The organism is Pseudomonas aphyarum, from assembly GCF_028657055.1.
Taxonomy (GTDB): domain Bacteria; phylum Pseudomonadota; class Gammaproteobacteria; order Pseudomonadales; family Pseudomonadaceae; genus Aquipseudomonas; species Aquipseudomonas aphyarum.
The window spans coordinates 175,467-199,755 of the sequence record NZ_JAMDGS010000011.1 but is presented as its reverse complement, the minus strand read 5'-3'; the positions used below and the strand labels follow the sequence as shown (position 1 = coordinate 199,755).

At 60.8% G+C, this 24,289-nt stretch carries 24 protein-coding genes; 14 read left to right on the top strand and 10 right to left on the bottom strand.

What is annotated here, in order from left to right; genetic code table 11:
• Positions 1-10: 10 nt before the first annotated feature.
• Positions 11-1,426 (bottom strand): acetyl-CoA carboxylase biotin carboxylase subunit, encoded by a 1,416-nt coding sequence (locus M5G18_RS16965; protein ID WP_007954255.1) that lies wholly within the window; start codon positions 1,424-1,426, stop codon positions 11-13.
• 190 nt (positions 1,427-1,616) lie between these two features.
• Between M5G18_RS16965 and M5G18_RS16960 the strand changes: the two genes are divergently transcribed.
• Positions 1,617-2,579, top strand: coding sequence for a LysR family transcriptional regulator (locus M5G18_RS16960; RefSeq protein WP_007954252.1), 963 nt, complete (start codon positions 1,617-1,619; stop codon positions 2,577-2,579).
• On the opposite strand, the gene M5G18_RS16955 is transcribed toward M5G18_RS16960, so the two are convergent.
• The 3 genes from M5G18_RS16955 to M5G18_RS16945 all read right to left on the bottom strand — a co-directional run bounded on the left by M5G18_RS16955 (position 2,521) and on the right by M5G18_RS16945 (position 6,726).
• Positions 2,521-2,727 (bottom strand): PA3496 family putative envelope integrity protein, encoded by a 207-nt coding sequence (locus M5G18_RS16955; protein ID WP_007954251.1) that lies wholly within the window; start codon positions 2,725-2,727, stop codon positions 2,521-2,523. The genes M5G18_RS16960 and M5G18_RS16955 overlap by 59 nt on opposite strands.
• Positions 2,728-2,835: 108 nt before the next feature.
• On the bottom strand, positions 2,836-3,702 hold the full coding sequence (gene hexR / locus M5G18_RS16950; RefSeq protein WP_007954250.1) for a transcriptional regulator HexR: 867 nt from the start codon (positions 3,700-3,702) through the stop codon (positions 2,836-2,838).
• 150 nt (positions 3,703-3,852) lie between these two features.
• Positions 3,853-6,726: a putative bifunctional diguanylate cyclase/phosphodiesterase gene (locus M5G18_RS16945; RefSeq protein ID WP_273898176.1), complete on the bottom strand. Its 2,874-nt coding sequence runs from the start codon at positions 6,724-6,726 to the stop codon at positions 3,853-3,855.
• A 259-nt stretch (positions 6,727-6,985) separates the two neighbouring features.
• Between M5G18_RS16945 and uvrD the strand changes: the two genes are divergently transcribed.
• The 4 genes from uvrD (at position 6,986) to M5G18_RS16925 (ending at position 11,263) form a co-directional block, all read left to right on the top strand.
• Positions 6,986-9,169 (top strand): DNA helicase II, encoded by a 2,184-nt coding sequence (gene uvrD, locus M5G18_RS16940; protein WP_007954248.1) that lies wholly within the window; start codon positions 6,986-6,988, stop codon positions 9,167-9,169.
• A 53-nt stretch (positions 9,170-9,222) separates the two neighbouring features.
• A complete protein-coding gene (locus M5G18_RS16935) occupies positions 9,223-9,663 on the top strand; it encodes an EamA family transporter (RefSeq protein WP_064379739.1) in 441 nt (146 codons plus the stop codon).
• Positions 9,664-9,838: 175 nt separating this feature from the next.
• Positions 9,839-10,717 (top strand): Tim44 domain-containing protein, encoded by an 879-nt coding sequence (locus M5G18_RS16930; protein WP_039765060.1) that lies wholly within the window; start codon positions 9,839-9,841, stop codon positions 10,715-10,717.
• Positions 10,718-10,855: 138 nt separating this feature from the next.
• Positions 10,856-11,263 carry an SMI1/KNR4 family protein gene (locus M5G18_RS16925; RefSeq protein ID WP_273898175.1) on the top strand — a complete coding sequence of 136 codons (408 nt, stop codon included), beginning with the start codon at positions 10,856-10,858 and terminating at the stop codon, positions 11,261-11,263.
• 23 nt (positions 11,264-11,286) lie between these two features.
• Here M5G18_RS16925 and M5G18_RS16920 read toward each other — a convergent pair whose 3' ends face one another.
• Positions 11,287-13,050 carry a cation:proton antiporter gene (locus M5G18_RS16920; protein WP_273898174.1) on the bottom strand — a complete coding sequence of 588 codons (1,764 nt, stop codon included), beginning with the start codon at positions 13,048-13,050 and terminating at the stop codon, positions 11,287-11,289.
• A 282-nt stretch (positions 13,051-13,332) separates the two neighbouring features.
• Between M5G18_RS16920 and M5G18_RS16915 the strand changes: the two genes are divergently transcribed.
• Positions 13,333-13,815, top strand: a complete 483-nt coding sequence (locus tag M5G18_RS16915) for an acyl-CoA thioesterase (protein WP_003229693.1) — start codon at positions 13,333-13,335, stop codon at positions 13,813-13,815.
• Positions 13,816-13,918: 103 nt separating this feature from the next.
• Here M5G18_RS16915 and pdxY read toward each other — a convergent pair whose 3' ends face one another.
• Complete coding sequence (gene pdxY / locus M5G18_RS16910; RefSeq protein WP_085686046.1) at positions 13,919-14,791, bottom strand: pyridoxal kinase PdxY; 873 nt, start codon at positions 14,789-14,791, stop codon at positions 13,919-13,921.
• 117 nt (positions 14,792-14,908) lie between these two features.
• Here pdxY and M5G18_RS16905 point away from each other — a divergent pair, with 117 nt between their 5' ends.
• Positions 14,909-15,322, top strand: a complete 414-nt coding sequence (locus M5G18_RS16905; RefSeq protein WP_007954242.1) for a DUF3301 domain-containing protein — start codon at positions 14,909-14,911, stop codon at positions 15,320-15,322.
• Position 15,323: 1 nt separating this feature from the next.
• Here M5G18_RS16905 and M5G18_RS16900 read toward each other — a convergent pair whose 3' ends face one another.
• Complete coding sequence (locus M5G18_RS16900) at positions 15,324-16,295, bottom strand: CobW family GTP-binding protein (RefSeq protein WP_273898173.1); 972 nt, start codon at positions 16,293-16,295, stop codon at positions 15,324-15,326.
• Between the two features lie 25 nt (positions 16,296-16,320).
• Here M5G18_RS16900 and M5G18_RS16895 point away from each other — a divergent pair, with 25 nt between their 5' ends.
• The gene (locus M5G18_RS16895; protein WP_179693208.1) at positions 16,321-16,677 is read left to right on the top strand and encodes an NADH:ubiquinone oxidoreductase; all 357 of its coding nucleotides are present in this window, start codon (positions 16,321-16,323) and stop codon (positions 16,675-16,677) included.
• Positions 16,678-16,681: 4 nt separating this feature from the next.
• Here the strand turns inward: M5G18_RS16895 and M5G18_RS16890 are convergent, their stop codons facing one another.
• Positions 16,682-17,332, bottom strand: a complete 651-nt coding sequence (locus M5G18_RS16890; RefSeq protein ID WP_273898172.1) for a DUF1826 domain-containing protein — start codon at positions 17,330-17,332, stop codon at positions 16,682-16,684.
• A complete protein-coding gene (zigA, locus tag M5G18_RS16885; RefSeq protein ID WP_273898170.1) occupies positions 17,332-18,537 on the bottom strand; it encodes a zinc metallochaperone GTPase ZigA in 1,206 nt (401 codons plus the stop codon). Before zigA ends, M5G18_RS16890 begins: the two co-directional genes overlap by 1 nt.
• Before the next feature lie 223 nt (positions 18,538-18,760).
• Here zigA and M5G18_RS16880 point away from each other — a divergent pair, with 223 nt between their 5' ends.
• Positions 18,761-19,135 (top strand): glutamine synthetase, encoded by a 375-nt coding sequence (locus M5G18_RS16880; protein ID WP_273898168.1) that lies wholly within the window; start codon positions 18,761-18,763, stop codon positions 19,133-19,135.
• Here M5G18_RS16880 and M5G18_RS16875 read toward each other — a convergent pair.
• A complete protein-coding gene (locus M5G18_RS16875) occupies positions 19,132-20,331 on the bottom strand; it encodes an N-acetylmuramoyl-L-alanine amidase (RefSeq protein ID WP_273898166.1) in 1,200 nt (399 codons plus the stop codon). The two genes, M5G18_RS16880 and M5G18_RS16875, sit on opposite strands and share 4 nt — an antisense overlap.
• Positions 20,332-20,415: 84 nt before the next feature.
• Here M5G18_RS16875 and folE2 point away from each other — a divergent pair, with 84 nt between their 5' ends.
• The 5 genes from folE2 to M5G18_RS16850 are packed head-to-tail and all read left to right on the top strand — an operon-like array spanning position 20,416 to position 24,287.
• Positions 20,416-21,312: a GTP cyclohydrolase FolE2 gene (folE2, locus tag M5G18_RS16870; RefSeq protein ID WP_273898165.1), complete on the top strand. Its 897-nt coding sequence runs from the start codon at positions 20,416-20,418 to the stop codon at positions 21,310-21,312.
• Positions 21,309-21,977, top strand: a complete 669-nt coding sequence (locus tag M5G18_RS16865) for a metal ABC transporter ATP-binding protein (RefSeq protein WP_273898164.1) — start codon at positions 21,309-21,311, stop codon at positions 21,975-21,977. Before folE2 ends, M5G18_RS16865 begins: the two co-directional genes overlap by 4 nt.
• On the top strand, positions 21,977-22,843 hold the full coding sequence (locus M5G18_RS16860) for a metal ABC transporter permease (protein WP_039765042.1): 867 nt from the start codon (positions 21,977-21,979) through the stop codon (positions 22,841-22,843). The genes M5G18_RS16865 and M5G18_RS16860 overlap by 1 nt, the downstream gene beginning before the upstream one ends.
• An 11-nt stretch (positions 22,844-22,854) precedes the next feature.
• Positions 22,855-23,730, top strand: a complete 876-nt coding sequence (locus M5G18_RS16855; protein ID WP_273898162.1) for a metal ABC transporter substrate-binding protein — start codon at positions 22,855-22,857, stop codon at positions 23,728-23,730.
• Entirely contained in the window at positions 23,727-24,287 is a 561-nt protein-coding gene (locus M5G18_RS16850; protein WP_011336655.1) for a gamma carbonic anhydrase family protein, read from the top strand. The genes M5G18_RS16855 and M5G18_RS16850 overlap by 4 nt, the downstream gene beginning before the upstream one ends.
• Positions 24,288-24,289 lie beyond the last annotated feature (2 nt).

Genomic DNA, 24,289 nt, shown 5'->3' with positions numbered 1-24,289 from the left:
GTTCTATTCCTCACAGGCCTGCGTGGGCGGCGATGGCGGCGGCGATGGCCAGGGCCAGCTCTTCGGGTTTGCGCTTGATCGAGTAGTTGGTCAGTTCAGGGTGGCTTTCAACGAAGCTGGTATTGAACTGGCCGCTACGGAATTCCGGGTTGCGCAGGATTTCCTGGTAGTACGCGGCGGTGGTCTTCACGCCTTGCAGACGCATGTCGTCGAGGGCGCGCAGACCACGGTCCATGGCCTCTTCCCAGGTCAGCGCCCAGACCACCAGTTTCAGGCACATCGAGTCGTAGAACGGCGGGATGGTGTAGCCGGTGTAAATCGCCGTGTCGGTACGCACGCCCGGGCCGCCGGGGGCGTAGTAGCGTGTGATCTTGCCGAAGCTCGGCAGGAAGTTGTTTTTCGGGTCTTCGGCGTTGATCCGGAATTGCAGGGCAAAACCGCGATGCTGAATGTCTTCCTGCTTCACCGACAGCGGCAGGCCGGAGGCGATGCGGATCTGTTCGCGGACGATGTCGATCCCGGTGATTTCTTCGGTGATGGTGTGCTCCACCTGCACCCGGGTGTTCATCTCCATGAAGTACACCTCGCCCTCGGCGAGCAGGAACTCCACGGTGCCGGCGTTCTCGTAACCCACAGCCTTGGCTGCGCGCACCGACAGGTCGCCGATGTAGGCGCGCTGTTCCGGGGTCAGTTGCGGGCTCGGGGCGATTTCGATCAGCTTCTGGTTGCGGCGCTGGATCGAGCAGTCACGTTCGAACAGATGCACGACGTTGCCGAAGCTGTCGCCGAGGATCTGCGCTTCGATGTGCTTGGGATTGACGATGCATTTTTCCAGGAACACTTCCGCCGAACCGAAGGCCTTGGTGGCTTCGGAAATGACCCGGGGGAAATTCTGTTCAAGTTCTTCGCGGCTGTTGCAGCGACGGATACCGCGACCGCCACCACCGGAAGTGGCCTTGAGCATCACCGGGTAACCGATGCGGTCGCCCTCGCTCAACGCTTCCTCGATGCCGGAGACGTTGCCTTCGGTGCCCGGCGTGACCGGCACACCGGCCTTGATCATGCTGCGGCGCGCTTCGGTCTTGTCGCCCATGCGGCGGATGACTTCCGCCGACGGGCCGATGAATTTGATGCCGCGTTCGGCGCAGATGTCTGCCAGCTCGGCGTTTTCCGAGAGGAAACCGTAGCCGGGGTGCAGTGCATCGCAGCCGGTTTCCACGGCCAGGTTCACCAGCTTGCGCGGGTTCAGGTAACCGGCCAGCGGCTCGGCACCAATGCTGTGGGCCTCGTCCGCACGCTTCACATGCAAGGCATGCCGGTCGGCGTCGGAATAGATCGCGACCGAGCGGATGCCCATCTCGGCGCAGGCACGCACGATTCGTACGGCAATCTCACCACGGTTGGCGATCAGGATCTTTGTTATCACTTGGAGGTTCCCTTGAGCCGGTGGCACCACGACCTGCTAGACCCAGGTCGGCACGTGACCAAATGTTTCAATCTGGTCTCGGCTCCACACTAGCGCTGACAAGGGATTAACAAAAATGAATAAAAATTGGGTCAGGCATAAGTAAAGACTTATAGTCAACGCATCAGCCCGCGGCCAGAGTCGGTAGAAAATGCGTAAGTCCTTGATGCGTATGACATTGCGTCAATTGCAGATCTTCAACGAAGTGTGCGATTTGCGCTCCTACAGCCGCGCCGCCGAGGAAATGTCGCTCACACAACCGGCCGTCAGCCTACAGATTCGTCAGCTCGAAGAGCTGATCGGCCAGCCATTATTCGATTACGTGGGCAAAAAACTCTACATGACCGAGGCCGCCGAAGCACTTCAGCGCGCCAGCCGGGACATCTTTGGTCGCCTGGAAAACCTCGACATGCAGCTGTCGGACATGCAGGGCTCGCTGCAGGGCCAGTTGAAGCTGGCGGTGGAATCCAGCGCCAAATACTTCGTGCCGCACCTGTTCGCGGCGTTCAAGCGCCAGCACCCGGAAGTTAACCTGCAACTGACGGTGGTCAACCGTGGCCAGGTCATCCGCCGGCTCTCCGACAACCGCGACGATCTGGTGATCATGTCGATGGTGCCGCAGGACATGGGCCTGGAATTCCTGCCGTTCCTCAACAACCCGATCGTGGCCGTGGCGCGGCCGGATCATCCACTGGCGCACATGGGCCCGCTGCGCTTGCAGGACCTGGAACCTTACACCCTGCTGATCCGCGAACCCGGTTCGGGCACGCGACTGGCCTGCGAGGAGTATTTCAAGGAGAAGCGCGTGCACTTCACCCAGACCCAGGAAGTGGCGTCGGCCGAAGCCCAGCGTGAATGCGTGGTGGCGGGTCTGGGCCTGGCGCTGTTGACGCGCCACGCCCTGAACCTGGAGCTGGCGACCGGCGGCCTGGTGGAACTGCCGGTCGAAGAACTGCCGCTGTTTCGCAGCTGGTGCCTGGTGCAAGCCAAAGCCAAGCGGCTGTCACCGGTGGCCCACGCCTTCCTGGCGTTTATCCGCAGCGAACGGGTGCAGATCAGCGCGCTGGTTGAGCGCTTCGACGGGAAGCTGCCGGTGCTGCCTGCCAGTGATTGATGTCCTCGGGAAAATCGCCGATTTCGGCCTGAAGCTGTCGGAGTTCGAAGCGATCTTCGATAGCGCGGCGAAACTCCATGCGGCGCTGGTCTTCCTGCTGACGACGGGTTTTCGCGGCGCTGTTGCGTTCTTCGTAAGGCTGAGCCATTTCGAGTCTCCCAAGGCGATTACGGGAGTTTCACGATAGGCGCGAGGGATGACGGTTTGGCTGCGTCGGGGTTACAGGCAGATGAAGATTGCCTTCACCCCATCACGATCAGTCATCCAGCGCTTTCACCGATTTTGGCGACAGCCGCAAGCTGCGCAGACTGCGCTTGACACTCTTGAGGTGGTTGACCAGGCTCGGTCCGCGCGCCATGGCCACGCCCATCGCCAGCACGTCGATCACCACCAGGTGAGCGATACGCGACGTCAGCGGGGTGTAGATTTCGGTGTCCTCGTGAACATCGATCGCCAGGTTGACGGTCGACAGCTCGGCCAGCGGCGTCTGGCTCGGGCACAAGGTGATCAGCGACGCGCCGCTCTCGCGAACGAGGTTGGCGGTAATCAGCAGATCTTTGGAACGGCCGGACTGGGAAATGCAGATCGCCACATCGGTCGGCTTCAGCGTCACCGCCGACATTGCCTGCATGTGCGGGTCGGAATACGCCGCCGCCGTCAGCAGCAGACGGAAGAACTTGTGCTGCGCATCCGCCGCCACCGCGCCCGACGCACCAAAACCGTAGAACTCGACGCGCTGGGCCTGAGACATCAGCGTCACCGCCCGTTGCAGCTCCAGAGGGTCGAGCTTTTCGCGCACCTCCATCAGCGTGTGCAACGTGGTGTCGAAAATCTTCAGGCTGTAGTCGGCGACGGAGTCGTCTTCATGGATCGCGAACTGACCGAAGCTGGCGCCGGCCGCGAGGCTTTGCGCGAGCTTGAGTTTCAGATCCTGGAAACCGGAACAACCGATGGCCCGGCAGAAGCGCACGATGGTCGGCTCACTGATGCCGACGCTGTGGGCCAGGTCGGCCATGGAACTGTGCATCACTGCCGCAGGGTCAAGCAGCACGTGGTCGGCGACCTTGAGCTCCGACTTGCGTAACAGGTGACGTGACTGGGCGATGTGTTGCAGCAGATTCAAGGGGCTGGACTCTTGTTATGGAAAGATGTGCTTTGGCCAGATGCCGGGGATGTAGCAAGCTTGTAGTTATACTACATGAATCGGCTTTTTGCCTGCTCAATGCGTAACTCGATCCCCCCGGATCAGGCGACATGCGCTGCATGTAGCCCTTTACAGCGGTTTTTCCTGTTCACGCAGCAACGCGGCAAGGCCGACCGCCTCCACCGGACGACTGATCAGATAGCCCTGCACTTCATCGCAACCTTCAGCTTTCAGAAACGCCAGCTGCTCGGATCGCTCGACACCTTCGGCGACAACTTTCAGTGACAGCCCATGAGCCATCGCAATGATCGCCCGGGTGATCGCCGCGTCCTCGCTGCCCTCGCCCAACCCGCGAATAAAGGCCTGATCGATCTTCACGTAGTCCACCGGAATCCGTTTCAGATAGCTCAGCGATGAATAGCCAGTGCCGAAATCGTCGATCGCCAGTTTCACGCCCAGATCCCGCAACTGCTGGAACGTGGCGATGATGTGTTCGACGCTGTCGAGCAGTTGGCTTTCGGTCAGTTCCAGTTCGAGGTAGTGCGGCGCCAGGCCGGTTTCCTCCAGCACCTGACGCACCAGACTGACCAGTTTGCCCTGACGCAGTTGATGCACCGACAGGTTCACCGAAACCCGGATCGGCGCCAGCCCCTGACGCTGCCATTCGCACGCCTGCCAGCAGGCCTGGCGCAGCACGAACTCGCCGATCGGCCCGATCAGCCCGGTCTCTTCGGCCAGGCCGATGAAATCTCCCGGAGGCACTCGGCCCATGGTCGGATGATCCCAGCGCACCAGCGCTTCCGCCGCGTTGAGACGGCCGGTCGCCAGGCACAGTTTCGGTTGATAGAAGACGTTGAGCTGCTTTTCCTCGATGGCTTTGCGCAGCTGGTTTTCCAGTTGCAGGCGCTCCAGCGTGCTGGCCTGCAGACTGTCGGTGTAGAACTGGAAGTTGTTGCCGCCCAGGTGCTTGGCATGTTGCATGGCCATGTTCGACTGGCTGACCAGCGCGGAAATCTCCCGCGCGTTATCCGGCAGCATGCTGATGCCCATCGAGGCACTGACCACCAGTTCATGCCCTTCCACGGTCAACGGCAGTCGCAGCTTGGTCGACAATCGCGTGGCGACCCGCGCCAGGCTCGACAGGTTGCCGTAGGCGTCGAACAGCACTGCGAACTCGTCGCCGGACAGCCGGGCAATGGTGTCGGCCTCCGGCAGCGCGTTGACCAGACGACGGGACATTTTTTGCAGCAACTGGTCGGCGATCTCGTGGCCGAGGCTGTCGTTGAGCAGCTTGAAGCGATCCAGATTGATATGCAGCAGCGCCAGACTCCGGCGCCCGCCCTGCCGCACGCGCTGATGGGCTTCGTGCAGGCGTTCGCGGAACAGCGAGCGGTTGGCCAGACCCGTGAGTTCGTCGTAGTGAGTCAGATAGCGCATGCGCTCTTCGGATTCGCGGCGCGCCGACAGATCGGCGAAGAAGCCGACGATATGGCTGACATTTCCCCGACTGTCGCGCACGGCATTCAATTGCAGCCATTGCGGATACAGCTCGCCGTTCTTGCGGGTTTCCACCAGCTCGCCCTGCCAGCTGCCGTGCTGTTCCAGCGCGTGGCGGATCGCGACGTAGTGCCGGCGGGCGTCGCGGCTGCACGGCAGTTCGACGACGTTGCGCCCGAGCATGTCGTCGATGTCATACCCGGTGACTCGGCTGAAAGCCTGATTGATGGCGATCAGCGAATAATTCGGGTCGAGGATCACGATGCCTTCGCTGGCGGCCTCGAACACCGTCGCCGCCAGTTGTTGCTGGGCTTCCAGGCTTTTGCTGACACTAATGTCGCGGCGGGTGCCGACCATGCGGATGACCCGCCCGTTCTCGTCGCGCTCCACCGCCCGCCCACGGTCTTCAATCCAGACCCAGTGGCCGTCGCCATGGCGCACGCGGTATTCGATCTGATAATCCTCGGTGCGCCCCTTCAAGTGCTCGATCAACGCCCGTTTGAGCGGCGGCACGTCTTCCGGGTGCAGGCGTGGCCGCAGATGCCTGAGCAGCCCGGTGACGTATTCCGGGTCAAGGCCGAACAGCTCCTGAATCTGGGTGTGGTGAACTTCGTCGGTCTGCAGGTTCCAGTCCCACAGCCCCAGTTCACTGGCCTTCAACGCCAGGGCCAGGCGCGCCTCGCTTTTGCTCAGGGCCTGGTTGGCGACGTCCAGTTCCCGGCTGCGCTGAGCGACCCGATTTTCCAGTTCGACCTGCGCTTCACGCAACTTGCCCTCGGCGCAGCGGCGATGCTCGATTTCCTTCGCCAACTCCTGATTGAGCTGTTCGCTGCGGGTTTGCGCCTGTTGCAGGTATTCGATCAGGTGCTGGTTCTGAAAGCGGCGCAGCAGACCGCGATCGATCAGCCGATTGACCTGCCACGCCACCACACTCAGCGAGCCGAGCAGGATCAGCCCGAGCCAGCCCCAGCCGCGCGCCAGTTCGTCACCGCCCCAGAACAGGTAGCCGATGGCCGGCAGCAGGCACGGCAAGGTAAAGGAAAGGAAGGCCGGAATGCTCACGGCGTAGGCCACGCTGGCCGACAGGGTCGCGGCGCCGATCAGGCCGAACACCCAGGCTTGCTGCATGAAATTGTCGGCCGGGACCAGAGCGATGCCGGCGCCAGCGAGGGTCAAGCCGGTCATGGTGGAGCCGAGCAGGAACATCCGCCCCCAGATCGGCTGGGCCTGGCGATCGGGAATCGCCGAATCGAACGCGGCAACCTGAATCACCCGCAACGCCACCAGCGACAACAGCCACACCAGCCAGACGCTGACCACGAAATAACGCTGCGGGCTCCAGAGCAGACCGGCGCAGACCAGACCATTGATCAACATGAACAGGGTGGGCAACAGCGAACCCTGATAAAGAAGGCGCGTGCGCTCGACCGCCATCTGGGTGGCGTAATGCTTGCGGATCACCCGAGGCTCCACGGAGGGGCCCGACAGGTCGAAGCTGAGGGTCATAGGCAACGTTCTTGTTCTTATAAGTGTGAGCATGCGCCCGGAAACGTGGACGGAGCATACACAAGCCGAACCACTTGCCAAACTGCTCCAGATCATAATTTCACCGAAACTTTTCCACCGCTCGTCACCCTCCAAAGCCCCGACGCCAGGCGGGCCAACGCCTGTAGCCGGTGACCGACCGGTCGTCACGGGCGGCACTTTCATCGGCTAATGCAAAGCTCGGTTTGCCCGGGCCTGCGGCGCACCCTAGAATGCCCCGATGCGCGATGATCTCTCCCTTCTGCTGAACTCCCTCAACGATGCCCAACGCCAGGCCGTAGCGGCTCCCGTTGGTCGTCAATTGGTCCTGGCCGGTGCCGGCTCCGGCAAAACCCGAGTGCTGGTGCACCGTATCGCCTGGTTGATCCAGGTCGAGAACGCCTCGCCCCACTCGATTCTGTCGGTGACCTTCACTAACAAGGCTGCCGCCGAGATGCGTCACCGCATCGAGCAGTTGCTGGGCATCAACCCGGCCGGCATGTGGGTCGGCACCTTCCACGGCCTGGCGCACCGCCTGTTGCGGGCGCACTGGCAGGAAGCCGGGCTGAGCCAGACTTTCCAGATTCTCGACAGCGACGACCAGCAACGACTGGTCAAGCGGGTGATCCGCGAGCTGGGGCTGGACGAGCAACGCTGGCCGGCCCGTCAGGCCCAGTGGTTCATCAACGGGCAGAAAGACGAAGGTCTGCGTCCGCAACACATTCAGGCCAGCGGCGATCTGTTCCTGGCCACCATGCGCGGCATTTATGAAGCGTACGAGGCGGCGTGCCAGCGTGCCGGCGTCATCGATTTCTCCGAACTGCTGCTGCGCGCCCTCGACCTGTGGCGCGACCACCCGGGCCTGCTGGCGCACTACCAGAAGCGTTTCCGACACATTCTGGTGGACGAATTCCAGGACACCAACGCCGTGCAGTACGCCTGGTTGCGCCTGCTGGGCAAGGGCGGCGACAGCCTGATGGTGGTCGGCGACGACGACCAGTCGATCTACGGCTGGCGCGGCGCGAAAATCGAGAACATCCACCAGTATTCTTCCGACTTCCCGGATTCGGTGACCATCCGTCTGGAGCAGAACTACCGCTCCACGGCCGGCATCCTGAAAGCCGCCAACGCCCTGATCGCCAACAACACCGGACGTCTCGGCAAAGAGCTGTGGACCGATGGTGGCGACGGCGAAGCGATCAACCTTTACGCAGCCTTCAACGAACACGATGAAGCACGCTACGTTGTCGAAACCATCGAAAGCGCGCTGAAAACCGGCCTCGCTCGCAGCGATATCGCGATTCTCTACCGCTCCAACGCCCAATCGCGCGTTCTGGAAGAAGCGTTGCTGCGCGAACGCATTCCCTACCGCATCTATGGCGGCCAGCGCTTCTTCGAGCGGGCGGAAATCAAGAACGCCATGGCTTACCTGCGATTGCTGGAAGGTCGTGGCAACGATGCGGCGCTGGAACGGGTAATCAATGTCCCGGCTCGTGGCATCGGCGAAAAAACCGTCGAAGCGATCCGCGACCATGCGCGCCACAGCGATGTGTCGATGTGGGAAGCCATGCGCCAGCTGGTGGCCAACAAAGGTCTGACCGGTCGCGCCGCCGGTGCACTGGGTGCGTTTATCGAGCTGATCGAGAACCTCGCCGCCAAGTGCGCCGAGATGCCGTTGCACCTGATGACCCAGACCGTCATCGAGCAGTCCGGGCTGATCGCCTACCACGAGGCGGAAAAAGGCGAGAAAGGCCAGGCCCGGGTGGAAAACCTTGAGGAACTGGTCAGCGCCGCGCGCAACTTCGAGAACACCGAAGAGGACGAAGAGCTGACGCCACTGGCGGCGTTCCTCGGCCACGCTTCGCTGGAGGCCGGCGACACCCAGGCCGACGAACACGAAGACAGCATTCAGTTGATGACCCTGCACAGCGCCAAGGGCCTGGAATTCCCTTACGTGTTCCTGGTGGGCATGGAAGAAGGCCTGTTCCCGCACAAGATGAGCCTGGAAGAACCGGGGCGCCTTGAGGAAGAGCGGCGTCTGGCCTATGTCGGCATTACCCGGGCGATGCAGAATCTGGTGATGACCTATGCTGAAACCCGACGCCTGTACGGCAGCGAAACCTACAACAAGGTGTCGCGTTTCGTACGGGAAGTACCGAAAGGTTTGATTCAGGAAGTGCGCCTGTCCAACAGCGTCAGCCGACCGTTCGGCGGCAACCAGTCGATGGGCGGCAGCAACCTGTTCAGCGGCAGCGAGATTCCGGAAACCGGCCTGAGCCTTGGCCAGGCTGTCCGTCACTCGATCTTCGGCGACGGCGTGATCCTCAACTTCGAAGGCGCCGGCGCCCAGGCTCGGGTGCAGGTGAACTTCGCCGAAGGCAGCAAGTGGCTGATGCTCGGGTACGCGAAGCTGGAAGCCATATAAGTCAACGTTCGCTCCCGCGCCCGGCGCGGGAACGAACACTGGAGGCAACATCCATGGGCTCGGGCTTCTTTTCTTCCTGGACGTTCTGGGCCCTGCTCTCGGCCACTTTCGCCGCGCTGACGGCCATCTTCGCCAAGATCGGCATCGAAAACGTCAACTCCGACTTCGCCACCCTGCTGCGCACAATCGTCGTATTGGTCAGCCTGGCCTTGATTTTGTACGCCACGGGCCAATATCAGTCCTTGGGATCGATCTCCGCCAAGAGCTACCTGTTCCTGCTGTTGTCCGGGCTGGGTACTGGCGCTTCGTGGCTGTGCTACTTCCGGGCGTTGAAAGTCGGACCGGCATCGCTGGTCGCCCCGGTGGACAAGCTCAGCGTGGTCTTCGTGGCGGTGCTCGGTGTGATCCTGCTGGGCGAGAAACTCGACCTGCGCCAGTGGGGCGGCATCGGCCTGATCACCGCTGGCGTAGTGATGCTGGCCTTGCGGCGCTGATCCATTTCCTGCTGAACCTATCTCCTTTTCCTACAGACAAAAGTACATAGCCTTATTGCCCCGACCGAGCTGAACGTAACCTGTCAGGCAAAAGCCCGAAACACTCTCTCGCTAGCCAGTAACACTTCAGCTGTGCAACATGGCGCGCGTGTCTCCACAAACGGGAATTCCCTTTATGAAACGTTTTCTTAGCATCGCCATGGCGTTGTGCATCGGCCTGACGATGAGCCTCGACGCCAACGCCAAGCGCTTTGGTGGTGGCAAAAGCGCCGGCGCTGCGCCGACGCACCAGACCAGCCAGATGGCTCCTTCTTCCCCAGGCATGGGCGGCGCTGCGGCGACCGCTGGTGCTGCCGGTGCCGCAGGCGCTGCGGCCAAGGCCGGCGGTGCTTCGAAATGGCTCGGCCCGCTGGCCGGCATCGCGGCCGGTGGCCTGCTCGCTTCCATGTTCATGGGCGGCGGCTTCGAAGGCATGCAGTTCTTCGACATCCTGATCATGGCCGTGATCGCGTTCGTGATCTTCCGCTTCATCGCCGCCCGTCGTCGCAAGCAGCAGGAGCAGTTCGCTCCGGCCGGCGCGCCGATGCAGCGTGAAGTGTTCGAACAGAAGCCAGCAGCCATGGGTTCGATCTTCGGTGGCTCGGCCGCACCTGCTGCCGCCCGTCCGGTGATCAACGCGCCGGCCTGGTTCAATGAACAGCGCTTCCTTGAAGCTGCCCGCAGCCACTTCCAGGCGCTGCAGCAGCACTGGGACGCCAACGAAATGGACAAGATCGCCGAGTTCGTGACCCCGCAAATGTTCGAGTTCCTCAAGCGCGAGCGCGCGGAACTGGGCGATGCCTTCCAGTCCACCTTCATCGACAACCTCCAGGTACAACTGGATGGCGTGGATGACCGTGCGGACAAGACCATCGCTACCCTGACCTTCAACGGCGTGTCGAAGACCTCGCGTTTCGACCAGCAGGGTGAAGTGTTCAGCGAAAGCTGGAACATGGAACGTCCACAGGGCGACAACCAGCCTTGGCTGGTCGCCGGTATCCGCCAGAACGGCTGATCACCTCCGACGTTTTACCCGCAGTAATGAAAACCCCGGCCTCGGCCGGGGTTTTCTATTTCGCGGTTGCATCTATAGCGAGCTACTGTATAAACCGCCCCATATAAACCGCGCCATTCAAGCAAGAGGATCCCGGACGTGGAAGAAATCATCGAACAACTGCGCGAAGCCAACGAACCCGTACCGGTTCCCCTGGAGTTGCCCGACGAAGACCAGTTGGTGGAAATCGAAGAAGAACTCTTCATCAACATCCCGTTCGTCTTCAAGGAGTTTCTGCTGACCGTCAGCGACGTGGTTTACGGCAGCCTGGAGCCGGTGACCGTCACCGACCCGCAATCCCACACCTACCTGCCGGAGGTCTCCGCCAACGCCTGGGATGCCGGCGTGCCGCGCGACCTGATCCCGATCTGCCAGGACGGTGACGACTACTACTGCGTCGAAGAAGACGGCACCGTGGTGCTGTGGTCGGGCGAAGAAGAGCTGATCACCGAAGAGTCCTGGGAATCGGTCTGGCACTGGGCGCGGGACGTCTGGCTGGAAAGCTGAAACGCCCCCTCCCCATTGGGTGGTCAGTGCCCCGACGGCTCCTTGTGGTTGTCGAGGGTTTCCAGCAAGGCCACCTGCATCCGCGTGTGCACCCGGATGAACCAGCGCCAGAGCAGCGCCGCCACGGCGGCCGTGACTACGGCGATCAGCACCAGCAACTTGTTGGTCGGCAAGATACTGGCCGACAAGGCTGCCAGCAGCAGGAAAATCACCAGCAGCGAGATGATCGGGATCACTTCGGCGATCACCCGGCGTACTCGCTGTGTGTGACGCCCGGCCATTTCCGGCTTCACGCCCATCTCCGCCAGCAGCATCGACAGCGCTTTAAGCTTGCGATAGGCCGCGATCAGAAACGGCAACGACACCAGCAACGCCCCGCCCCAGATCAACGCCTTCTGCCAGCTTGGATCGCTGATCCAGTCCTGCATCCAGATCGAGAGACGCCCGGCAAAGAAAGCGCCGGCAAAGAAGATCGCGATCACCAGCGCCAGATTGACCCCGACCTGCAGCAGAATTCGCCGGATCATCGAGGCCAGCATCGCGCCCTCACCCTGCGGCTGAATGCTGCGCAGCCATTCGCCGTACATTCCGAACACTCGACCGACTCGCTGCGGCATGGCGGCAGACAGTTTGATCGACAGCGGATCGGCAGCCCGGATCAGGTACGGCGTCAGCAACGTGGTAATCACCGAAACCGCCACAGCCACCGGATACAGGAAATTGCTGGTGACCTGGAGGGTCATCCCCAGCGCCGCGATGATGAAAGAAAATTCGCCAATCTGCGAAAGCCCCATCCCGACCCGCAGTGAGGTGCGTCCGTCATTACCGGCGATAAACGCCCCGAGGCCGCAGGACAACATCTTGCCCAGCACCACGGCGACAGTGATCACCGCGATCGGCCACGCGTATTGCAGAAGAATCATCGGATCGAGCATCAGGCCGATGGCGACGAAAAAGATCGCGCTGAACAGGTCGCGAACCGGCTCGATCAGTCGCTCGATTTTCAGCAGTTGCCGCGACTCGGCCATGATCGCGCCGATCAGAAACGCCCCCAGCACCATGCTGTACTCGAGCTTGACCACCAGCAGGCAGAAGCCGAAACACAGGCCCAGCACGGTGATCAGCAGCATCTCGTTGCTTTCGAATTTCGCCACGTAGGCCAACAGTCGCGGCACCAGCAGAATGCCGATGACCAGCGCGACGATCATGAACAGTGAGAGCTTGCCGACCGTGGAAAACACTTCGCCGGAGCTCACCGTGCCGCTGACCGCGATGCTCGACAGCAAGGCAATGATGCCGATGCCGAGAATGTCCTCGACGATCAGCACGCCGAAGATCAGCTGCGCGAAGCGCTCGTTTTTCATCTTCAGGTCGTTGAGCGCTTTGACGATGATGGTGGTCGAGGAAATCGCCAGGATCGCGCCGAGAAACAGCGAATCCATGGTGTTCCATTCGAACCAGCGGCCGATTTCATAGCCGATCCAGATCATCAGCACAATTTCGAGGAACGCCGCGATGAAGGCCGTGGCGCCGACCTTGAACAGCTTGCGCAGGCTGAACTCCAGGCCCAGGCAGAACATCAGGAAAATCACCCCCAGCTCGGCGAGGGTCTTGATGGTTTCTTCGTCGTGGATCAGGCCGAACGGCGGTGTGTGCGGGCCGATGATGAAGCCGGCGACGATGTAGCCGAGCACTACCGGCTGCTTGAAGCGGTGAAACAGCACGGTCACCACACCTGCGACCAACATGATCACCGCCAGATCCTGAATAAAGCTGATGGCATGCATGGTGTGGGCTCCTTGAATGACGAGGCTCACGCAGGCATTGGAAATGTCTGGGCGAGCTGAGTAAAAATCCGCTTTGGGTGTAGGAATCGCCCTTGGGGAGGCGCTTTTGCAGGGTAACACCGCGACTTCCGGCTGAAAGGCGGTGCAATATATGGAAACAGATCGATTCGGGCGTGACGGCGGCCAGTTGCCTGGCGTCCCGATAACGGTGCTTTTGAAAAGCGACCAGGCACCCGCAGAGGTGTTTCTTCCAGCAACCCTGCCTTGACCCGTGAGAACGTTATGGAACCCGGAAACGCCCAGCTGTCGATGACGGTACTGATGACCCCCGACATGGCCAACTTCTCTGGCAATGTCCACGGCGGCACCCTGCTCAAATACCTCGACGAAGTGGCCTACGCCTGCGCCAGCCGTTATGCCGGCCGCTACGTGGTGACCCTGTCGGTGGATCAGGTGATTTTCCGCGAGCCGATCCATGTCGGCGAACTGGTGACCTTCCTGGCGTCGGTCAACTACACCGGCAACACCTCAATGGAAGTCGGTATCAAAGTGGTGACCGAGAACATCCGCGAGCGCTCGGTGCGCCACACCAACAGCTGCTTCTTCACCATGGTCGCGGTGGACGATCAGCGCAAACCCGCCGCCGTACCGCCGCTGCAACCGCAGAACAGCGAAGACAAGCGCCGCTACATGCAGGCGCAGCAACGCCGGCAGATCCGTCAGGAGCTGGAAAAGCGCTATCAGGAAATCAAGGGCGACGCCTGAGATTTGTAGCGATCTGACGACCGCTATCGCGAGCAGGCTCGCTCCCACAGGTGATGTTTTATCCGTGGGAGCGAGCCTGCTCGCGATTGAAGCCGACGCGGTATTAAAGGCTGATCGGCGTGGCCTCGAATTTCACCCGCGGATGCGCAATCCGGTCCTGCGCTCGCACCAGCTGCAGCTCGTAACTGGCGCAGGCCTGGGTTTCCAGCAGCACTTCATGTACCGCTGCTGCGGTGAATTCAAACGCCGCCACCAGGCTGTCACCGAGCAGCACGCGCGCCAGGAACAGGCCGGACGTCAGATCGCCAACACCGACCGGCTGACGCGGAAACGCCAGCAGCGGACGCCGCAGGTGCCAGCTGCCCTCGGCCGTCACCAGCAACATTTCAAAGCCATCCGCCGGTTTGCCCGGATAATCCAGATGTTTGACCAGCACCGCTTTCGGCCCACGTGCCAGCAGCGCCCGCGCCATCGCCAGGCAATCGAACAGCGACTGCGGCTTGCGCCCGGAGAAGCTGTCCAGCTCCAACTGGTTCGGGCACATGAAATCCGCAACGGCAGCGGCCTCTTCCAGCAGGAAATCACTGACCTCGGCGGGAACGCTGCAACCCTTTTCCGGATGCCCCATCACCGGGTCGCACAGATAAAGGGCTTTCGGGTTGACTGCCTTGATCCGCTCGATGCCACTGAGAATCGCCCGGCCCTGCGCCGCGCTGCCGAGATAGCCGGACAGCACCGCATCGCAATTGCCCAGCTCACCGATGGCGGCGATGCCTTCGACCAGTTCGGGGATCCGGTGCGGCGCCAGCACTTCGCCGGCCCACTGGCCGTACTGGGTGTGGTTGGAGAACTGCACCGTATTGAGCGGCCAGACATTCACCCCGACCCGCTGCATCGGAAAAACCGCAGCGCTGTTGCCGGCGTGGCCGAACACCACATGGGACTGGATGGCGAGCAGATGAGGCGTACGTTTCATTCGGGTTTTTCCGTAAAACGATTGAAATTCAAGCCGCGCAGTATGCGACGAAACGCAGCCTGTACGACAGACCGGCGACGCAGTTAAGCTGACGCCATCATTTGGAGTTTCGTGTTGATGCTCACCCTGGAAAACATTTTCGTGCTGATGCTGTTCGCCGTCGCCGGTGCGTGGCTCTGGCACAACCACGGCTTGCGTGAGCGGGCGCTGGAGCGGGTCAAACAGCATTGCGTGAATGTCGGCGTCGAGTTGCTCGACGGCAACGTGGCGCTGAAGAAGATCGGCTTGATCAAGGACGCCAGCGGCCGGCGACGTCTGGCCCGGGTCTACAATTTCGAATTTACCGTGACCGGCGAAACCCGGCACAACGGCACCATCACCCAGTTCGGTGCGCACAGCGCACAGATCGAACTGGCGCCCTACCCGGCGCCATTTGATGACACGCCGCCCGTGGTGGAAGTGACCAAGCCGCGTGGTGAAGTGATCGAGCTGAGCCAGTGGCGTCAGGAACACACCAAGTGGAAGCCTTGAATCAGCTCGTCTGAAGCCGACACCGGGCCAGTCCGGCCTGTAATTCACTGACTGCCTGCGGTTCGTCGAAAATCAGCTCGATCCTGGAATCCTTGCGCCATTCACTGGGCAGCCAGCTGAGCTCGGCATTGTCCAGCGCATTGGCTGACTGCCAGCCGTCCGGGTTGTGAATCACCAGTTTGGCCCGCCGCCAGCCCAGACTTTTCAGCCATTGAGTTATTCCCGACACATCGAACACCTGGCTCGGATGCCAGCGCCAACCGATGCTCCAACCACCCTCCTGGGCCTGACTCAGGCAGATCGGCAACGCCGGATCGCTCCAGATAGCCGGCATCTGCGCCAGCCCTTGGGGGACGATCAACTTATCCACACCGGCCTGCGCCCGTACCGCCAGACCCGGCAACTCGCTGAGCGGTAACATCGCCTGTTGCGTCCAGATCAGCCGGACAGACGGCAACTGTCGGGTGATTCGCTCACGCGTGGGCTCGTCGAGGTTTTCTGCCTTGTTCAACAGCAGCAAACCTGCGCTGGCCAAGGTTTCCTGCTGCGCGTCCGGCAGCAGTTTGCCCGCGGCGAGGGCCTGGGCGTCCAGCACCAGCACGCACGGTTGTACGGCGAGAACGTCTTGCCACGGCGCCTCGTTCAGCTGCTTCAGCAACTGCGCCGGATGCCCGAGCCCTGAGGGCTCGATGAACAGGCGATCCGGCCGCGCCTTGCGCAACAAGCGCCCCAGACCAATCTGGAACGGCGCACCGTTCACGCAACATAAACAGCCCCCGGCCACTTCGCCCAGTGCGATACCATCGGCGTCGCGGGTCAACAGCGCAGCGTCGAGCCCGATCTGGCCAAACTCGTTGATCAGCACCGCCCAACGCTCGCCCGCCGGGCGCTGGGCCATGAGCTGGCGGATCAGGCTGGTCTTGCCCGCGCCCAAGGGGCCGGCGATGACGTGGGTGGGAATGTTCTGCAACATGATCAAGGTTTTCTGGAGGTCGAAGATGCGGTGGATGGGATGGTCGTTGCTGCTGGCGCTGGTATCGGGCGAGGCGTTGGCACAGGCCTGCGTGGTGCACAGTCAGGCAGAGCGCCTAGACGTGAAAGTCTGCCAGCAGAACCGCAACATCCCGGAAAAACTGTTCAACGACGGCTTCTGCCAGCCGACCCTGGCCGGGCAGAAAGTCGAGGTTCAATACGTCGACCAGTGCCCCGCCGGCGCGTTCGGCGTGTGCAGCAACGCGCAAGTCGCCAATATGCCTTATCGCCAGGATATCCACTATTACGGTGTGGCCACCGATGCGGCGTATTTGCAGCCTTATTGCGAGGCCCAAAGTCAGGGGAAATGGCTCAAGCCCTGACGCGCTAGCCTAGCCAGTCGAGGGTCAGCATCAACCGCCGCTCACCCGGCGCCGGTTGCGGCGAGCGATGGATCAGCCCGAAACCTTCGTTGCCGTGCCATTTTTCGCCCTTGAGCAATGCCACTTCGCCTCGATTCAATTGCTGAATTCGTGACGCTTCCTGCGGCTCGGCTTGCGGCTGGCCCAGTTGCCGACGATCCATCTGCCCTTCCCTTAGCCATTCACTGCCGACACCGGCATAAGTGGTGATCAACCGCACCGGCACATGATCGACGTGAAAACGCGGACACATTGCCTTGTCCAGCACCCGCAGGCGCAACCCGATCCGTCGCGCACCCAGCAGGCAGGCGAAGGCACTGACCAGCCATTTGAGGTCGGCGATAAACCCTTCATAGCCTTCCAGATCGCGAAAGCCGCTGGCCAGTCCCGTGAGATCCGGTTCTGCGTCTTCGTCCGGCAACTCCAGGCACAGCGCCTCGGCGTAAGGTTCGTTCAGAGACAACAACAAGTCAGCAAATTCGGCAATGTGCAGCGGAAGCTGGCGTTGCCAGACCGCGAGGTTGATTTCATCGTCGAGTATGTTCGCCAGCGCCTGCGGGGTCTGGCCGAAAGACTGATGACGCGTGCTGCCTGGCAGCGGTTTCAGGGCGAGCATCAGGCGACCTCATCGTGCCAGGAGCCAAACGGATCGCGCAGTTGTAGCCAGCCTTGAGTACCGAGCGCCATTTCGTCATCGGTCAGCAGGCAATCATCGAGTTCCGACGACAGCTGTGCGAAATCGATGTTCTGCCCGATAAACACCAGCTCCTGGCGACAATCGCCTACGCTGGCGATCCAGTTTTCCATAATGGCGGCGGTACTTTCCTGATCCTGCGGCCACTGTTCCTTTGGCACGAAGCGCCACCAGCGTCCGGCGAAACCGTGGCGCATCAGACCACCTGCCTGGGACCAGCTACCGGCATCCGTGGGTTTGCTGGCCAGCCAGAAGAAGCCTTTGGAACGCAGCAGTTTGCCGTTTACCCAAGGGCGATCGATGAAATCGAAAAAACGCTGTGGATGAAAGGGCCGGCGTGCCCGATAAGCCGTGGAGGCGATGCCGTACTCCTCGGTTTCTGGCACATGTTCGCCACGCAGTTCCTGCAGCCAGCCTGGGGCCTGGGCCGCTTTTTCGAAGTCGAAACGACCGGTGTTGAGAATTTTCTCCAGCGGTACTTCCCCCATGACCATCGGGATGATCTCGGCCTGAGCGTTGAGGCGTTTGAGAATGGCCATCAACTCTTCCCGCTCGCGGCTGCTGATCAGGTCGATCTTGCTGATCAACAGGACGTCGGCGAATTCGATCTGCTCGATCAGCAGATCGGTGATCGAGCGCTCATCTTCTTCACCGAGGAATTCACCACGGGACGCGAGGTTTTCAGCGGCCTGGTAGTCCGGGAGGAAGTTCATACCGTCGACTACAGTGACCATGGTGTCGAGGCGAGCGATGTCGGCGAGGCTTTGCCCCTGCTCATCACGGAAAGTGAACGTCTCGGCCACTGGCAATGGCTCGGAGATTCCCGTGGATTCGATCAGCAGGTAATCGAAGCGGCCTTCACGAGCCAACTGGCTGACCTCTTCAAGCAGGTCTTCTCGTAACGTACAGCAAATACAGCCATTGCTCATCTCCACGAGCTTCTCTTCGGCACGGTTCAAGCTGACATCACGCTGGACTTCGCTGCCATCGATGTTGATTTCGCTCATATCGTTGACAATAACGGCGACGCGCAAATCATCTCTGTTACGTAGTACGTAATTCAAAAGTGTACTTTTTCCGGCACCGAGAAAGCCGGACAAAACGGTCACGGGAAGTCGGGAAGACATTGGATAAACCTCATCAGACGGTCGCTAAACAGCGCTGGAGGCTCTCGGGGCGAGCGTTCTTGGGCTTCGAAGGGATCACCAGGGAAGCGGACGCTTGAAAAGGAAGCCACGGAAAGCCTTGTCCGATTAATGTTATAGTATAACAACAAAATCAATCCACTCTCTTCTTGCCCGAAGTGACAAAGGGCCGGAAGCTGCAATCAGTTCGTCGCCGAGTGACATCATGAAAACCGCGCTGAAATACTCGCTTATCTGCCTGGCATTGCTGACACTAAATGCCGAAGCACAAGTGCCGGGGCTCGCCAATTGCACGCGCAGCGCGAACCTTTTAGCGTGCATCGATGGCAACGGCAACGCCTATAGCGTCAACACCGTTGGCAGTACGATTTACCTGCGTGGATTTGAAAAAGCGGGAAACCGCTACTGGGCACAAACCAACAGCCGTTATGGACAGCTGACCTTTTTCACCGGTATCGCTTCCGATGGGGAAGCCTGGGTTGGCTACAACCGCCGCGTGGGCTGGACGACGATCAATCGGTTCTCCAGCTCAGGCGGCAGCAGTGCGAAGTTCACCTGCAGCCGGATCACCGGCTGCTAAACACGCGATCCTTTCTGCTCTTGTTGCCACGCCATGTAGCTGTCGACGGGTGGATTTTTTTGGAAGTAACGCTGCAAGCCCTCAAACAAACCGTCTGCCACGGCCTGCTGATGACGCGCGGTCACCAGGCGCTGACTGTCCCGCGCGTTGGAAATGAACCCGGTTTCCACCAGGATTGACGGGACATCCGGCGACTTCAGAACGGCAAATCCAGCCTGTTCCACGCGCTTTTGATGCAGCGTGGTGATGCTGGCCAGGCTGCCCAGCACTGTGCTTCCGAGTTGCAAACTGGCGGCGATGGTTGCGTTCATCGACATGTCGAGGATCACGCCAGCGAGCATCGGATCCTTGTCCTTGAGATTGAGCAGGCTGGTGGCGCCAAGCAGATCCACACCGTTCTCACGCTGCGCCATGAACCGCGCGGTCGCGGATGTTGCGCCGCCTTCGGACAAGCAATACACCGACGCGCCAGACGCGGTCAGACGCGGTGCAGCATCGGCGTGCACCGAGATGAACATGTCAGCCTTGTGCTGACGCGCGATCTCCACACGCTTGCGTAACGGGACGAAGAAATCATCGTTACGGACCAGCTTTACATCAAAGCCTTTCTCTCGCTTAAGTCGACGAGCGAGCAATTGCGCAATGGACAAAACCACATCCTTTTCCCGCTCACCTTTTGCGCCAATTGCCCCCGGATCTTTCCCGCCATGCCCTGGGTCGACTACCACCATGATGTCGCGCTTGGGGTGAGATTTTTCCTGGGGTGTTTCACGTGGAACGCTCGCCGGGCGCCCTGCTGAAGCACTCATCAGATCCAGAACCAGGCGATGCCCTTGCCCATCCTGAGGCGCCAACAAGAATGAATTGAGCTGAACCGGACTGCTTAAGTCCAGCACGATCCGGGTGTTCCCTTGGCCAAAATGGCCGGAGCGAACCGAATGAATAGGAGTGCCGGATAACGCCAACTGGCTGAAATCCCCACTTAGGCTGGCGCCGCTCAAGTCGATGATCAACCGTTCCGGTGCACTCAAGGTAAACGTCTTATAGCTCACGGGACCACTCAGATCGAACACCAGCCGAAGCTTGTCATCCGAACGCCAAAGCCGCGCATTGCGTATCTGCGTGGCGGACACTGAGAAAGGCAAAACAAAGGCCGCGCTGGCCAGCATCAGGTTGAGCAAGTGGCGTCTGTGCATATGAAAGCCTGTTCATGAAAAAGGCATCGTGGTTTGAATTGTTATAATGTAACATCAAATTCAATCACCATGATGGAACTGCTCATGAACGCGCTGACTTTGCCGGATGTCGCGGCTCAAGCCGCCCGCCAGGCCCTGCCTCTCGAATGGGTGGGGATGTGCGGAATCGCATTACCTGTGTTTATCGAAGGCCAACGCCTGGCTGCCAAAGCGGATGCAGGGGTCAGCCTGGATGATGGAGATGCACGCGGCATTCACATGTCGCGGCTCTATCTGGGGCTGGAAGCGTTGGAGCAGGAGAACCTTTCTCCCGCCCTTCTGCGAAAAGTTCTGCAGCGTTTTCTCGACAGCCACGAAGATCTGTCCGAAGCCGCCTATCTCAATATCCACACCGATTTACTGCTGAGAAGGCCGGCACTGGTCAGTCCTTTGGCAGGATGGAAAACCTATCCCGTCACCATTTCAGCGCAGCTAAAAAACAAAGTGTTCCACGTGGAACTGAAAATCGACGTCGCGTATTCATCAACTTGCCCCTGTTCCGCAGCATTGGCGAGGCAGTTGATCCAGCAACAATTCGTCGACGACTTCGCCAACAAACCGCTGCAACACGCCGATGTGTTGGCGTGGTTGGGCTCGACTCAAGGGATCGTGGCCACACCTCACAGCCAACGCAGTACCGCACAGCTGCATCTCCACCTGGAAGAATTCGTCGACGAACTACCCCTGACGTCCATCATTAACGACGCCGAAGCAGCCCTCGGCACCGCCGTGCAAACTGCTGTAAAACGCGCCGACGAACAAGCCTTCGCCCTCGCCAATGGCCAGAACCTGATGTTCTGCGAAGACGCTGCCCGCCGCCTGAACCTGGCACTGCGCCGCTCACCTGGTGTCAGCGAATTCCACATACGAGTCATCCACGCCGAAAGCCTTCATGCTCACGACGCCGTCGCCGAGAGTCATTGGCGCCGGGAGCAGCCATGATTCGCTGCCACAACCTGAGCTGGGGAATACCCGGCCAACCGCTCACGGCACCTCTCGATCTTCGATTGGAAAGCGGCAGTCTGACGGCAATCATCGGCGTCAATGGCAGCGGCAAAAGCAGCCTGCTTAAAGTCATCGCCGGTTTACAGCGACCGCTGGCCGGCAAGGTCGAGTTGGGTGTTCCACGCCAAAGCGGTTTGTCCTTCCTGCCTCAGCAACAGCACCTGGATCGACAGTTCCCGATCAGTCTTCAAGAGTTGGTGGCAGCCGGTTTCTGGGGACGCAGACTGTCGTCGCAACTCAGGGCCCAACGTCTCGAATCCGCACTGGAAGACTGGCACCTGAGCGGACTGGAACATCGTCCCCTGATGGCCCTCTCCGGCGGGGAACTGCAACGCGCCCTGCTCGCACGACTGAGTCTGGCCGACACACCGTTGCTGCTGCTCGACGAACCCCATGCCGCACTCGACGAACTGGGACAGACACTGTTGTGGCAACACCTGCACGCCTGGCATGAACAAGGACGAACCCTGGTCGTGGTTTGCCATGACCTCGCCGCCGTGCGCCAACACATGCCACAGACCTTGCTGATCAAACAGAGCGGCTGCGCATACGGCAACAGCGTCGACCTCATCCAGCAAACACCTCACACGCAGGTGGCCTGATGCTCACGCTGAGCCATTTATGGCAGCCGTTCCACGAGTTCGTCTTTATGCGCCGGGCCCTGCTCGGCGGTCTGGTATTGGCGTGCAGCACGGCACCACTGGGCGTGTTTCTGATCCTGCGCCGAATGAGTCTGATCGGCGACGCCGTTGCCCACGGCATTCTCCCCGGCGCGGCGTTGGGGTTCTGGTTCGCCGGGTTGAGTTTGCCAGCGCTGACCCTCGGTGGACTCGGTGCCGGTCTGAGCATGGCCGGACTCGCCGCGTGGATTACCCGACGCACCGGCCTGCGCGAAGACGCCAGCCTCGCCGCGATCTATCCCATCTCGCTGGCCAGCGGCGTGCTGATTCTGGGAATCGCCGGCAAGCGACTGGATTTGCTGCACCTACTGTTCGGTTCCGCATTGGCGGTCGACGGGCCGACCCTCAACGGCATGTTGTGGGTATCGGCGCTCAGCCTGATGGCCATGGCGCTGATCTACAAACCGTTGCTGCTCGATACCCTTGATCCGTTTTTCCTGCGCACGGTCAGCCGACTCGGCCCCGTCGCCCATGGCGTGTTCCTGACGCTGGTGGTGCTCAATCTGGTGATCGGTTTCCAGGCTATCGGTGCCTTGATGGTGGTCGGCCTGATGATGCTGCCCGCCGCCGCCTCTCGCTTCTGGAGCCGGCGCCTGCCGATCCTGATCGCCATCGCCGCGCTCATCGGTTGCGCATCGGTATGGCTCGGACTGCTGCTGTCGTTCTACTACTCGCTGCCCAGCGGCCCGGCCATCGTGCTGGTCGCCGGTGGCGGTTACCTGTTGTCCGTGGTGTTCGGACCGGTTCACGGTCTGTTGCGCCGCCCGCCTTTGCTCACATCCCAATGAGGTGTTTCCCGATGCGCGCTCTACTCGTGCTGTTCAGCCTGATACTGTCGATGTCGTTATCGGCGGCGGAAAAACTGCCGGTGGTCACCAGTTTCAGCATCCTTGCCGACATGGTGCATCAGGTCGGCGGCGAGCATATCCAGATCAGTAACATGGTCGGCCCTGACGCCGATGCCCATACTTACGAACCGACGCCGGATGACGCCAAGGCCTTGCTCAAGGCGAAACTGATCGTCAAGAACGGACTGGGTTTCGAGCCCTGGCTGGATCGGCTGGTCGCCAGCACCGATACCAGGGCCACCGTGATCAGCGCCAGTCGCGGCGTGATACCGCGCTCGCTGGATGAAGACGGCGAAACCGTTCCCGATCCTCACGCCTGGCACAACCTGGCGAACGCCGAGCTGTACGTCGCCAACATCACCAAGGCGCTGATCGCCGCCGACCCGGCAAACAAGGCCGACTACGAGCGCAACAGCCAAGCCTACCTGAAACAGATCTACGCCCTACTCGCCCAAGCGAAAGCCAAGCTCGGTTCATTGCCGCCGGGTAACCGCAAGATCGTCACCAGCCACGATGCCTTCGGTTATCTCGGTCAGGCCTACGGCATCGACTTCATGGCACCACAAGGTTTGTCCACCGAACGCGAACCCTCCGCTGCCGAAGTCGCCGCGCTGATCACTCAGATTCGCCAGGCCAAGGTCAAAGCGGTGTTTATGGAAAACATCAAGGACGCGCGCCTGTTGAAACAGATCGCCGACGAAAGCGGCGCACACATCGGCGGCACGCTGTACTCCGATGCCCTCGCCGCCAGCGGCCCGGCCAGCACCTTCACCGGGCTGTTCGAATACAACCTCAACACTCTTTACCAAGCCCTGAGTCAACCATGATCCGTAAAAATCCTTCCGGTGATTTGCCGCAGATTGCCGAGTCTGCCTACGTCGATAAAACCGCGATCATCTGCGGCAAAGTGGTGATCGGCGAAAACGTGTTCGTCGGCCCGTACGCGGTGATCCGCGCCGATGAAGTGGACGCCACAGGCGAGATGGAGCCGATCACCATCGGCGCCAATTCGAACATCCAGGACGGCGTGGTGATCCACTCCAAATCCGGCGCGGCGGTGACCATCGGCGAATTCAGCTCCATCGCCCACCGCTCGATCGTGCATGGCCCGTGCACGGTCGGAGACCGGGTGTTCATCGGCTTCAACAGCGTGCTGTTCAACTGCGTTGTAGGGAACGGTTGCGTGGTGCGGCACAACTCGGTGGTTGACGGTCGGGATCTGCCGGACGCGTTCTACGTGCCCTCCACCACCCGCATCGGCCCGGGCACCGACCTCTCGCAATTCCCGCCGGTGAGCGTCAGTGCTTCGGAGTTTTCCGAAGACGTGGCGCGCACCAACGTCGATCTGGTGCGCGGCTACAAAGCCCTGCAGAACGAGTTCTGAAT